Source organism: Nocardia cyriacigeorgica (assembly GCF_005863245.1).
In the GTDB taxonomy this organism is placed as follows: Bacteria; Actinomycetota; Actinomycetes; order Mycobacteriales; family Mycobacteriaceae; genus Nocardia; species Nocardia cyriacigeorgica_C.
The window spans coordinates 230325-242783 of sequence record NZ_VBUT01000007.1 but is presented as its reverse complement, the minus strand read 5'-3'; the positions used below and the strand labels follow the sequence as shown (position 1 = coordinate 242783).

Annotated in this window: 8 protein-coding genes; 4 read left to right on the top strand and 4 right to left on the bottom strand. The window is 69.8% G+C overall.

Features of this window, described 5'->3' with window-relative positions; all coding sequences use genetic code 11:
- Positions 1-157: 157 nt before the first annotated feature.
- Positions 158-1183, bottom strand: a complete 1026-nt coding sequence (locus FEK34_RS19450) for a glutathione S-transferase family protein (protein ID WP_138449543.1) — start codon at positions 1181-1183, stop codon at positions 158-160.
- Between the two features lie 50 nt (positions 1184-1233).
- On the opposite strand from FEK34_RS19450, the gene FEK34_RS19445 reads away from it, so the two are divergent.
- Together FEK34_RS19445 and FEK34_RS19440 are read left to right on the top strand one after the other, a co-directional pair.
- Positions 1234-2028 (top strand): enoyl-CoA hydratase/isomerase family protein, encoded by a 795-nt coding sequence (locus FEK34_RS19445; RefSeq protein WP_138449541.1) that lies wholly within the window; start codon positions 1234-1236, stop codon positions 2026-2028.
- Between the two features lie 122 nt (positions 2029-2150).
- Complete coding sequence (locus FEK34_RS19440; protein WP_249359396.1) at positions 2151-3455, top strand: class I adenylate-forming enzyme family protein; 1305 nt, start codon at positions 2151-2153, stop codon at positions 3453-3455.
- 9 nt (positions 3456-3464) lie between these two features.
- Here FEK34_RS19440 and FEK34_RS19435 read toward each other — a convergent pair whose 3' ends face one another.
- Positions 3465-4211, bottom strand: a complete 747-nt coding sequence (locus tag FEK34_RS19435) for a tyrosine-protein phosphatase (RefSeq protein ID WP_138449539.1) — start codon at positions 4209-4211, stop codon at positions 3465-3467.
- A 384-nt stretch (positions 4212-4595) separates the two neighbouring features.
- Between FEK34_RS19435 and FEK34_RS19430 the strand changes: the two genes are divergently transcribed.
- Positions 4596-5072, top strand: coding sequence for a TetR family transcriptional regulator (locus tag FEK34_RS19430; RefSeq protein ID WP_249357948.1), 477 nt, complete (start codon positions 4596-4598; stop codon positions 5070-5072).
- Positions 5073-5125: 53 nt separating this feature from the next.
- Positions 5126-6304 (top strand): amino acid deaminase/aldolase, encoded by a 1179-nt coding sequence (locus FEK34_RS19425; protein ID WP_138449537.1) that lies wholly within the window; start codon positions 5126-5128, stop codon positions 6302-6304.
- A 215-nt stretch (positions 6305-6519) separates the two neighbouring features.
- On the opposite strand, the gene FEK34_RS30875 is transcribed toward FEK34_RS19425, so the two are convergent.
- Positions 6520-10539 carry an AAA domain-containing protein gene (locus FEK34_RS30875; protein ID WP_432760968.1) on the bottom strand — a complete coding sequence of 1340 codons (4020 nt, stop codon included), beginning with the start codon at positions 10537-10539 and terminating at the stop codon, positions 6520-6522.
- Positions 10540-10656: 117 nt separating this feature from the next.
- Positions 10657-12459 carry a DEAD/DEAH box helicase gene (locus FEK34_RS19410; protein ID WP_138449535.1) on the bottom strand — a complete coding sequence of 601 codons (1803 nt, stop codon included), beginning with the start codon at positions 12457-12459 and terminating at the stop codon, positions 10657-10659.

The window sequence follows — 12459 nt, the reverse complement described above, 5'->3', positions numbered from 1 at the left end:
CCTCATCCTCCTCTTCGGCCTCTGCTGCGCAACTGTAGGGCACCTGCGCCGTCAGCTCGTCCTGACAACGGATTACCCGCTGTATAAGGTTCCGACCCCACCGCGCGCGGATCCGCACGGTGGGCCGGGTCACCACCGCGATCGGGAGAAGCCCGGCCTACTGCGGCTCGAGCAGTGCGGGTACGCGCTCGCTCAGCGGTGGCGGGGGCGGCGGGGTGCCGTCGCCGAAGGGCCTGCCGCCCAGCGCTTCGCGGCCGTGTGGGGTCAGCCAATTCGACAGATCGGGCCCCTTCGGCACGATGCGGGTGGGATTGATGTCGGTGTGCACCACGTAGTAGTGGGTTTTGATCTGCCCGAAATCGATGGTGTCGCCGAATCCGGGGGTCTGGTAGAGGTCGCGGGCGTAGGCCCACAGCACCGGCACCTCGGTGAGTTTGCTGCGGTTGCATTTGAAATGGCCGTGGTAGACGGCGTCGAACCGGACCAGCGTGGTGAACAGCCGCACGTCGGCCTCGGTGATGGTGTCGCCGACCAGGTAGCGCTGTCCGGCGAGCCGGTCGCTGAGCCAGTCGAGGGCGATGAAGAGCCGGTCGTAGGCGGCGTCGTAGGCGTCCTGGGCGCCGGCGAATCCGCAGCGGTAGACCCCGTTGTTCACTTCGGTGAACACCCGGCGGTTCACCTCGTCGATTTCGGCGCGCAGCTGCGGCGGATACAGCTGCGGTGCGCCGGGCCGGTGGAATTCGGTCCACTCGGTGGAGAAATCGAGGGTGATCTGGGCGTAGTCGTTGGTGACCACCTGGCCGGTCGGCACGTCGACGATGGCGGGCACGGTGATGCCGCGCGGATAGTCGGGGAAGCGGGCCAGGTAGGCGTCGCGCAGGCGGTGGATGCCGAGCACCGGATCGACCTCGCCGGGGTCGAGATCGAAGGTCCAGCTGAGCTTGTCGTGGGTGGGTCCGCACAGCCCGAGCGAAATGACCTGTTCGAGCCCGAGCAGGCGGCGCACGATGAGGGTGCGATTGGCCCAGGGGCAGGCGCGCGCAGCGACCAGGCGGTATCGATCCGGCGTCACCGGATAGCCGTCTCGGCCGTCCGCGGTGATCCGGGTGGTGATGTAGTTGGTGTCGCGCTTGAACTCGCCCGGCTCGACGTAGCTGCCTGCCTCCGATTCCGCCTTGGTCACACCGACAGTCTCGCAGATCCGGGGCGAGGCGAGGGCTTTACTCTGGCCGAATGAGTGACACCAAACCCACCAGACTGGAACGCGAGATCGTCGGCGACGGCGCCGAGGTCGCGACACTGACCCTGGCGAGTCCGCCGCTGAATCTGTTCGACCAGGCCATGTTCGATGCCCTCGTCGCCGATATCGCCGACTTGACCGCGAACCCGCCGCGCGCGCTGCTGCTGCGGGCGGAAGGCAAGGTCGTCTCCGGTGGGGTCGACGTGCATACCTTCGAGGGCCTGACCGTCGAGCAGGGCGCCGAGCTCTGGCGTGATCTGTTCGCCCGGATCTGCCATCCGCTCGAGGCGCTGCCGTGCCCGGTGGTGTTCGCCGCGCACGGGCTCACCCTCACCGCCGCGTTCGAGATCGCGCTGGCCTGCGACCTGATCCTGGCCGCGCCCAAGGCGAAGTTCGGCCTGGTGGAGATCGTGGTCGGTTTGACGCCGTCGATGGGCGGCCCGCAGCGGCTGGCCGAGCGCGCCGGCTCGGGCCGGGCCCGTGAGCTGGTGATGACCGGCGACCTCTACGACGCGGCGACCATGGCCGAATGGGGTGTGGTGAACGCGGTGCACGTGGATCTCGACGCCGCCGCCACGGCGTTGGTGCACCGGCTGGCGCAGGGCCCGACCCGTGCGCACGCCGCGACCAAGAAGATCGTCGAGGCCTGGCGTTCGGGCGGTGTGGCGCATGCCGATTCGGTGACTCCCGAGGTGTCCGGCGAGCTGTTCGCCACCGAGGACCTGCGGGGAGCCGTCCGCAGCTTCCTGGAGCTCGGTCCGGGTAAGGCGACCTATACCGGACGCTGATCCGCCCAGCTCCCGGGCGTTTGTGGATGACGACACGGAAACATTCGCCGACTCCGACCGCGAATTTGTGATCTGCGTCATATAGTCACAGTGCCTGACGGTTCGAAGCACGCGGAGGTCCGATGAGAGACGGTACGACGAGGCTCATCGGGCCGAGTGTGGACGACGACGCCGCGGCCGGTCTGCTGGTCGAGTATCCGGCCGGGGAGCGGGCAGGCGATCCGCTGGCCCGCGGCGCCGATGGCGTGCTGCGCTACGGCAACCTCACCCCCGCCCTCACCGAACTGCTCGACCTCCAGGTGCATGCCTTCACCAATCGCGAGGCCGTGGTCGAGGTGGGCGGGCCCCGGCTGACCTACCGCGAGCTGTGGCATTCGGCCTCGCGGATCGCGGGCGGACTCCAGGAGCACGGCATCGGTTACGGCGACCGGGTCGCGGTCCATCTGCCGGTCGGCGCGCGCTGGGTGCAGGCATTCCTCGGCGCACTGCTCAGCGGCGCCGTGCCGGTGCTGGTGCACGACGGGCTGCCCGCCGCTGTCGCCGAGCGCGTGATCGCCGACAGCGGCGCCGATTTCGTGCTCGGTTCCGGTGGCCGCGGCTGCGGTTCGACCAGGTCCGGCGGTGCCGCCGAGGCCGAATTCCCCGATGGCGCGGCCTTCATCGATGACGGCGCCGCGCTCGACGATCTCGCCCTGCTCTGTTACACCAGCGGCACCGCCCCGGGCCCGATGCTGCCCAAGGGGGTCGAGCTCACCAACGAGAACCTGCTCTCGGCGATCCGTTCGGTGGTAGCCGCCCTCGACCTGCCCACCGACGGTTTACGCAACCTGGTGCTGCTGCCCTTGGCGCACGCCAGCGGCTGCGTCGACCAGTTGCTGCCCACCTTCGCCGTCGGCGGCACAGTGGTGCTCGCACCCGATACCGGCAGACTCGCCGAAACCCTTGCCGCCGAACGCATCGACATGATCGCGGCGACCCCGCGCATCCTCGGCGCCCTGCTGCCGGAGCTGGCCGCCGACCGTGCGGACGGCCTGCGTACCGAAGGGGTGGCGCGCATCAGCACCGCGGGCCATCGCGCCGAGCGCGCGACGGCCGGGCTCGATGCCGACGAGGTGCGCGCGGTGTTCCCCGACGCGCGCCAGTGGGCGGTGTGGGGCGCCACCGAGACCAGCGGCATCGGGCTCGCCGTCGACGATTCGCCCGCCGATCCGGCGGTGCTCGGATTGCCTTTCGGCGGCACCGAATTGGCGCTGTGGGGTCCGCGCGCCGGGCACGGTCACGGCGAACTGCTGTGCCGTGGGCCGAACGTCACCCGCCGCTACTGGAATGATCCGAAGGCCACCGCGGACCGGTTCACCGGCACTTGGTTCCACACCGGCGATCAGGTCACCATCGGTGCCGACGGCCTGGTGCGGCGCAGCGCGTAACCGAGCCGATCAGTCGACCAGGCGTTCGCGCAGGCGTGCGCGCAGTTCGGCGGTCAGGCCGATGGCGTCCAGGTACCGCTCGATATCGCCGTGCAGGTCGCGCACCGCGTCCAGCCCGCTGCGCAGGTACTCCTCCCGCACGCCGAGCAGATCGTCGGAGAAGACGTGATCCGCGCCGAGGTTCTCGGTCAGCATCGCCTTCAGCACCGGGACCGCGGAGTTGCTGAGCAGATAGTCGGCCAGCACGTCCTGCTCGCCGACGCCCACCGCGCGCAGCAACGTCGCGACGGCCCAGCCGGTGCGGTCCTTGCCCGCCGCGCAGTGCACGAGGACGGCGCCGTCGCCGCGCACGATCGATTCGGCGAGGGCGACGATGGCCGCGTGTGCCTCCGGACGCGCCGGGAACATCCGGTAGACCTCGATCATGTGCGCCATGGCCGCGCCCGTCGCCGGATCGTGCGGCGGCGCCTCGCCCATATCGGAGTCGAACGGGGTGACGGTGAGGCGGATGCCGTCGGGCAGCTGGTCGGCGCCGTGTTTGGCGATTTCCGGCTGGCCGCGCAGATCGTGCACCGCGCGCACGCCGAGTTCGCGCAGCACCGCGTGGCCGGCCTCGTCCAGGCTGCTGAGCTGGGCCGAGCGCAGCAGGACACCGGGCCGGATGGTGCCGCCGCCCGCGGTGGGCAGGCCGCCGAGGTCGCGGAAGTTGAAGGTGCCGGGGATCCGCAGGTGGCCGGCCAGGGGCGAGAGAGTCACTTGCCCAGGCTAACGGTCGGGGGACGCGCGCGGCCAGATGTCCGTTTTGCGAGGTCCGACTGTGTGATCGGCCACAGCGCGAAGGTCGCGGAGTCGATCATGTCGTACGCTGATCGATGCTTTGTGCCGTACACGGGGAGGGGCGAGAGTGATGTTCGCGGAAGCGATTCCAGCGCAGTGCGGAAGAGTTCGACAGCGTTCCGTTTAGGTAACAAAACAATCTTTTAGTCTGAATTTACCCATGGAACTAGTTCTTAAACCCTGAAAACCTTCTACCATTGATGAACGCTGCCTGGATGGGCTGCACTTTCCCGACAAGTGCCCGCCAGGTGGTGAATCGCGGCCGACGAGGTGCGCGAGAGTTGTTCGCCGAGGGAGTCGTCGTTGATCGCACGTGGAGAATTGGTGGAGGCCCGATTGCGGCCGACCGTCTGCGAGGCAGTCGAGAATGCGGCTGCTTCGCTCGATATGCACGGTGTGCGCGCACTGCGAGTGCTGCTGCACGCCGGTTTCAGCGCGTACTGGCCGTTGGTGAAGGCCACCCCGGCCAAGCAGCTGCGGGCCTACGAAGAGGCCGTCCAGCGCTTGCGTGAGCATTGGGACGGCGAGACCGACACCGATTCCGCCGCCGGTGCCACCCTGTTCCGTGACATGGATGCCGAGGCCGTCGTCTTCCTGGAGTTGTGTGCCAGGCATGCCGGCGCGCAGTGGCTCGAGCCCGTCGAGGCCATCGCCGCCTACGTCGTCTCGGTGCTGCAAGGCGCGGTGCTGCGCTGGCTGGCCGACCGCGACGACGAGACGATCCTGGTGGTGCTCGACGATCTGGTCTCGAGCCTGGCCACCCGCGCCGCGGACGCGTAAACCGTCTCCGCACGGTACTGGACGCCTGACCAGTTGCATGGTTGAGTGGGTGGGTGACCGAAACGTCGCCGATCGCGGGGCTGCACGCTGCCACCGCCGACCTCGAGCCGCCCCTCGCCGCCCTCGACCTGACCGCCCTGCGAGCCAATGCCGCCGATCTGGTGCGCCGTGCCGCTGGTGTTCCCATCCGCGTCGCCAGTAAGTCCGTGCGCTGCCGCGCGGTCCTCGAAGAGGTGCTCGGCACCGGGCTGACCGCCGACGGTGGATTCGCCGGAATCATGTCGTATTCGCTGGCCGAGGCCATCTGGCTGGTCCGGCTCGGCGCGCGCGATGTGCTGCTCGGCTATCCCGTGACCGACCGCGCCGCGCTGGCCGAACTCGGCGCCGACCCGATGCTGCACGATGCCATCACCTTGATGATCGACCATGCCGACCAGCTCGAACTCATCCGGGCGGCGGTCGGCAGCGAGAACGTGCATCCACGAGTTTGTCTCGATGTCGATGCCTCCCTGCGCATCGGACCGCTGCATCTGGGGGTGCGGCGCTCACCGATCCGCAGTCCCGAGCAGGCCGCCGCGCTGACCGAGACGGCCCGGCGACGCGGCTTCGAGGTCGTCGGCGTGATGACCTACGAGGCGCAGATCGCGGGCCTGCCCGACAGCAATATCGCGGTGCGGCTGGTGAAGAAGGCCTCGGCCGCCGAGATCGGCCGTCGGCGTGGCGCGGTGGTGGAGGCGGTGCGGTCGGTGGCCGGGCCGCTGCGGATCGTCAACAGCGGTGGCACCGGATCGATCGAGGTCAGCACGGCCGACGCCGTCGTCACCGAGGTGACCGCCGGGTCCGGGCTCTACGCGCCGACGCTGTTCGACGACTATCGCGCGTTCCGCGCCACGCCGTCGCTGTTCTTCGCGCTGCCGGTGGTGCGTAAGCCCACCGACCGGATCGCCACGCTCTTCGGCGGCGGTTATATCGCCTCCGGCCCGGCCGGTGCGTCGCGGGTGCCGAAGCCGGTGTGGCCCATCGGTTTACGGCTGATCGGCACCGAGGGTGCGGGCGAAGTGCAGACTCCGCTGACCGGCGCGGACCATCTGCGCATCGGCGACCGGGTGTGGATGCGCCACGCCAAAGCGGGCGAGTTGTGTGAGCGGTTCGACCGCCTGCACCTGGTCGACGGCGATGGTAGGCGCACCGCCGTGCCGACCTATCGTGGCGAAGGAAAATGCTTCGGCTGAGCGGGGCATATACCGCGAAATAAGGTCGAGAATTACCGGCTGTAGTAGTCGGCAATTCGACCGTCGCAATACGAAACCGACTGGTTTGAATAATTGATCGGGCATTGCCACCATTTCGCCGACCGGTTGCCGAGCGGGGTGCGAGCGAACGCCGCGCCGATATACGGGTACTCCCAACCGGTATCCGCCGGTGAATTCCGGCGCCGCGCGCCGGCTCAGCCCAGACGCAGAAAACGCGACAACTCGGTCAATTCCGCCGGTGTGCTCGGCAGGTACTCGGTCAGCAGCGGCGAGCGGACGATGATGGCCTTCCACAGCGCCCGGCACAGCGCGCCCTGGACGAGCGCGCGCGAGAACAGCGTCGACAACCCGTGCGGCGCATCGGCCGGACTCGACGTCGCCAATGACACGATGACGACGGCCGCCTCCCGGCCGCGGAACAACTCCGGCGTGCCCACCAGCACATCGTCGATCTTCGCCCGGGCCAGCAGCGTCGAGATCCGCGCCACCTGAGCGCGATACGGGGTGACGACGAAGATGTCATGCGGATGCAGCCGCCGGGTGGTCGCGCCGATCGTCCACGTCAGGCCGAGCAACGTGCGCACCCGGCGCACCACTTCGCGGGCCTCGGCCACCGATTCGGTCGCATTGCCATGGTGGTCCACCAGGACGGTGTCGATGCCGGGTTCGGTATCGGCGAGGCGGCGCGCCAGCGTGACGGTGTCGCTGGCCCGCAACCTGCCGTCGTAGTAGAGCCGCGAGATCGGTTTGGCCACGCGAGGATGCATTCGCCAGGTGCGGTCCAGGAAATAGCCGCGCTCGGTGGGCAGGGTGTCGCGGCCGTCGGTCAGCCGGGCGAGCACCGATTCGCCGACCGGTTCCGGATGGGCGGCGCCTGCGCGCTCGGCGGATGCGAACGGCACACTCGTGGTGGACGACGGTGCGGGCACCGGATCGCCGATCACCAGCAGGTTGCGCGCGCTCACCGCGGCCGCGACCGCATCCGCCAGCGGGAACCGTCCGGCGTCGGCGATCACCAGCAGATCCAGGCCCTGATACGGCACCAGCTGCGGGTCGGCGAAATCGGCCGGGGCGCCGCCGATCACGCAGCCGTTGATCGCGTTGTCCAGGAAACGCCGGTACCGGCCGGCGTCGATGACCGCCCATTCGGGCGCCGGGATCGTGACATCCTTCTTGGCCACCAACTGCGGCAGCACGCCGACCTCGACCACCGCGTCCAGCAGGTTCTCCACGATCGCCGGCGTCGGCGCCACCACACCGACCCGCCACCGATATCGGGCGACCATGCGCTCGATCACCCGGGCCGCGGTCGCCGTCTTCCCGGTGCCGGGCGGGCCCTGCACCGCCACGTAGGAATCGTCGAGTTCCCGCACCGCCGCGGTGATGGCGGCGGCGTAATCACCGTGCACCCGGGGCAGCGGCCCACCGCCGTGCAGCCGGGGCGGGCGACGGGCGATGATGTCGAAGATCGCGCCCGCCGGGATCTGCGGCAATGTCATCAGCAGCTGCTGGGCGTGGTGTTCGATCGCGGCGTCGACGTGGTCGTCGGGTGCGGGCAGGCCGGGGGCGATGGCGGCGGGCAGATCGTCGAACGGAGCGCAGCCCGCGGGCAGGCGCTCCTCGAGCCGGACGGTGTCGTCGAATTCGGCGTCCACCGAGCAGCCGAGCACCGTGGCGGTCGCCGTCGCGCGGTGCCCGGCGGCCGCGACCATGCCCTCGGCCACCGGGCGGTCGTAGAAGGTGTAGACCGTCGTGCCCGGCGCCAGCCCGCTGCCCGCGCCCATCCGCCCGGTCAGTGTGATGAACCGGCGCATGCTGTCCCCGCGCGGGCCGATATGCCATTTGGTGTCGACGGTGCCCCAATCGGCGACGAGTACGCCAGGCGCCTCCGGCCATTCGTCCACCGGATGGGTGAGCCGGTCGGCATGCGCCCACCACAGCGGCTGTCGTTCCCGCCGCCGGTATCCCAGCGCCGCCGCCATCAGCGAAGCGACTTGGCGTGCACCGGATTCGGCGTCCGTCCGCTGCCCTGCCGAGCCGGTCGCCAGCGCCTCGTACTCGGCTGAACCGCGCCGCAGGTCGGGCACCGCGCCCGACGTGTCAGCGGTGTACTCGACAGCCGCGGTGCCGGTGTCGACGATGGCAGCGGTACCAGTGTTCACGGCGGTCGCTGAGCCAGTGCTCTCGACAGCCGCGGAGCTGGTGTCGACGACGGCAGCGGTGTTCTCGATGGCCGCGGAGCTGGTGTTGACTATGGCAGCGGTGCCAGTGTTCACGACGGCCGCGGAGCTGGTGTCGACGATGGCCGTGGCGGCGGTGTTCTCGATGGCCGCGGTGCCGATGTTCTCGCCGGCCGCGGAGCTGGTGTTGACGACGGCAGCGGCGGCGGTGTTCTCGATGGCCTCGGTGCCGATGTTCTCGGCGGCCGCGAAGCCGGGGGAACCGGCCGCTGCCGCACCGCCGTTGCCGCCGACCGGCATGGCTGTTTCGGTGTCGTTCGGAGTTCCCGCCGCAGCGCGTGCCCGTGTGGGTGAGGTGGTAGCCGTCGGGACATGCTCGCCGGGCCTTGCCGCAACAGCAGGTGTCGCGACCGCGCTCGCGGTGGTGTGCGCGGCCGGCGGGACGCGCTCGGCGAATTCGGCGAGCGCGGCTTCCAAGGGAGTCGGCCGGGCGAGCGGTTCCGCCGAGACGCTCCGGTGGCGCTCGGCCGCACCCGCGGTCGGTGCGATGTGTTGTTCGGCGGCTCGGTCGAGCAGCCAGTCGCGCAACCGCAGCACGGTGACGCACTCGTGGTCGGCATCCGGGGCGGGCTCCGCATCCGGCAGCAGCGAGCGCAGCCGGTCCGGCGCATACGAATCGACGCCGATCAGCAAGGCGCTGCGCACGATCGGATACAGGTCGACGAAGACGCCGCCGCGCAGCAGCTCATCGATGAGGTCTTCACCCGTGCCGAACCGGCCGCCTGCGCACAGCAGCGCCGAGCGGGCCGTGGAGGTGTAGTGGAATACGTGCAGCTCGGGATGGGTGCGGCGTCGCTGTGCGATGGCATCGAGCACTTCGTCGAGCGCGGCGCGCTGCTGTGCCCGGGTCTGGGCGTCGGCACTGTCGAGTTCCGCCGGAATCAGGAGCGACAATTGGACGCCGTCGGCGTCGGCCAGCTCGACGTGCAGTTGATTCGCCAGGTCGGGGCGCCGGCCGGTCGCGTCACCTTCGCCGACGGGTGCGGTGTCGACGGTGAGTGCGAGATCGCCGGGGCTGCGGATCGGCAGCGCGCCGAGCGCTGTCGGATCGATGACGGTGTAGGCGGGGCGGCCGGAATCGTCTCGGCGCAGCTGGATCTCGGCCTGCCTGCGCAGTCGAAGCAGGGTGCGCGGTCCCACCTCGGGCAGAGATGGCAGCGGTCCCGTCGTCGTGGCCAGCCGGTCGATGGTGCCGATCCCGGCTTCGCGCAGCCGGGCCCGCGCGGTGCCGCTCATCCCGGCCACCAGCAGCAGATCGCGGGCGGCGGTGAGCGCATCCACACACACCGCGCAGCGACCGCAGGCCAGGTAGCGCGGGTCGCCCCACTGGGCGGGCAGCAGTTCGCCGAGTTGCTCTTCCACGATGTGGCGGACTCGGTCGCGGCGCGCGCGGTACACCGGAAGCAGTTCGGCCAGCGGCAGAGTCCGGGTCCGGCCGCGGTGGGTGTGCGCGATGAGCGGGTCGACGGGAATACCGGCCGACTCGATGGCCGCCGCGCAGCCGGCGAGTTCCAGCGCCGAGGTGATCGAGAAGTCGTCGCCGGTGATGGTGTGGCAGCGATACCGAACACGGTGCTCGGCGCGAATCAGGAAGTCGGCGCGGCAGGCGAATTCGCCGTCGAAGAAGACCGCGTCCGCGATGACCGGTGCCCTGGCCTCCAGTGCGGCAAGGGTTTCGGCGTGCGCGGCGGTCAGTGCGGCGACACTATCGGCGTCCGCGCGATCCAGATCGGTGTGCCCGGCGAAGCCGCCGATCTGGACGAGCTCATCGCCGTGCCGGTGCCGCAGCTGCGCGAGCAGCCGTGCCCGCTCGGCTCGCAGGTCCTCGTCGGCCGAGCCCGGCGGGCGCCCGAGCGGCTCGGCACTCGCGCTGCCCAGATCGGCGTCGAGGGCGTGCAGCATCGCGAATTCGCACCGCGCGGCGCGGGCGAGGTCTGCGGCGGTGCTGACGACACGATCACCGAACACGAACAAACGCGGCCCTCCTGTGCCCGGACTCCGGCACCGGTCAGCGCTTCCTCGCGGACCGGACGGCAACACCTTAGCCAGCGTGTCCGCGTCGCGCCGAAGCCTGCCCGGCTCGGCGTGGCGTCAGGACCGGGGCTTGCGCCGCTCGTAGCGCTTGCCCGGGTCGCGATCGCGGCGCGGGCCGCGGGTGAAAGAACGCTGTCCCGGCGGGCCCTGATCGAGCTGCAACTGAATGAGCTGGCCGCTGATCCTGGTGCGCCGCAACGCTTCCAGCGTCTCCTGCGGCAGATTCGCCGGCAGCTCCACCAGGCTGTGGTCGGGGCGGATGCTGATATGGCCGAAATCGCTGCGCCGCAGGCCGCCCTCGTTGGCGATCGCGCCGACGATCGCGCCCGGCACCACCCGATGCCGTTTACCGACGCTGATCCGGTAGGTGGCCAGTTCCGCGCCGGTGGCCCGGTGCCGTCCGCCGGAGCCGCCGGGACGCTCGTCGTCGAAGCGGCGCGGCGACCGTTCGCGCTGCGGCCGCTCCACCGGCTCCGGTTCGGGCTCCATGAAGAAGTTGTCGCCGTCGTAGGAGCCGACGGCCAGCGCGGCCGCGATATCGACCAGCGGGATGTTGTGCTCGCGCTCGTACTCCTCGATCAGCTTGCGGAACAGCGCGAGATTGGCGGAGTTGAGGTTCTCGGTGATGGCGTCACCGAACTTCGAGACACGCTGGGCGTTGACGTCGTCGACGCTCGGCAGCTGCATCTCGGTGAGCGGGTGCCGGGTGGCGCGCTCGATGGCCTTGAGCAGATGCCGCTCGCGCGGGGCGACGAACAGCAGCGCCTCACCGGAGCGGCCCGCGCGGCCGGTGCGGCCGATGCGGTGCACATAGGACTCGGTGTCGTGCGGGATGTCGTAGTTGACCACATGCGAGATGCGTTCCACGTCGAGGCCGCGGGCGGCGACGTCGGTGGCGACGAGGATGTCGAGCGTGCCTGCCTTGAGCTGGCCGATGGTGCGCTCGCGCTGGGCCTGGGCGATATCGCCGTTGATGGCGGCGGCGGAGAAACCGCGGGCGCGCAGCTTCTCGGCCAGCTCCTCGGTGGCCTGCTTGGTGCGCACGAAGATGATCATCGCCTCGAACGACTCGACCTCGAGGATGCGGGTCAATGCGTCGAGTTTGCGCTGATGCGACACCTGCACCCAGCGCTGGGTGATGTTGACGTTGGTGGAGGTCTTGGCCTTGACGGTGATCTCGACCGGATCGTTGAGGTACTGCTTGGAGATCTTGCGGATCGCCGCGGGCATGGTGGCCGAGAACAGCGCCACCTGCTTATCGGCGGGAGTGTCGGCGAGGATGCGCTCGACGTCCTCCTGGAAGCCCATCTTCAGCATCTCGTCGGCCTCGTCGAGCACCAGGTATTGCAGCTGCGACAGGTCGAGCGTGCCCTTTTCCAGATGATCGATCACGCGCCCGGGCGTGCCGACCACGACATGCGCGCCGCGCCGCAGGCCCGACAGCTGCACGCCGTAGCTCTGACCGCCGTAGATCGGCAGCACATGCAGGCCGGGGATATGCGTGGCGTAGCGGCCGAAGGCCTCGGCCACCTGGATGGCCAGCTCACGGGTCGGCGCGAGCACCAGCGCGCGCGGCGCCTTACCGGTGGCCTCCAGCCCCATCAGGATCGGGATGGCGAAGGCGGCGGTCTTGCCGGTGCCGGTCTGCGCGAGACCGACGACGTCGGCGCCGGACAGCAGCGGCGGGATCGTCGCGGCCTGGATCGGCGACGGCGATTCGTAGCCGACATCGGCGATGGCCCGCAGAATGCGGTCATCGATGCCGAGATCGGCGAAAGTGGGGTCGACAGGGCTGGTATCGCCGCCCGCGGCGGCGGATTCGTCGTCGCTGGAAACGCTGTCGACCTGATTTGTGCTCAT

What these genes read in the sequence shown, in the direction of transcription:
- FEK34_RS19440 (WP_249359396.1), top strand. Translation starts at nt 2,151, where the DNA reads ATGAGAGACGGTACGACGAGGCTCATCGGGCCGAGTGTGGACGACGAC.
- FEK34_RS19410 (WP_138449535.1), bottom strand. Translation starts at nt 12,459, where the DNA reads ATGAGCACAAATCAGGTCGACAGCGTTTCCAGCGACGACGAATCCGCC.
- FEK34_RS19445 (WP_138449541.1), top strand. Translation starts at nt 1,234, where the DNA reads ATGAGTGACACCAAACCCACCAGACTGGAACGCGAGATCGTCGGCGAC.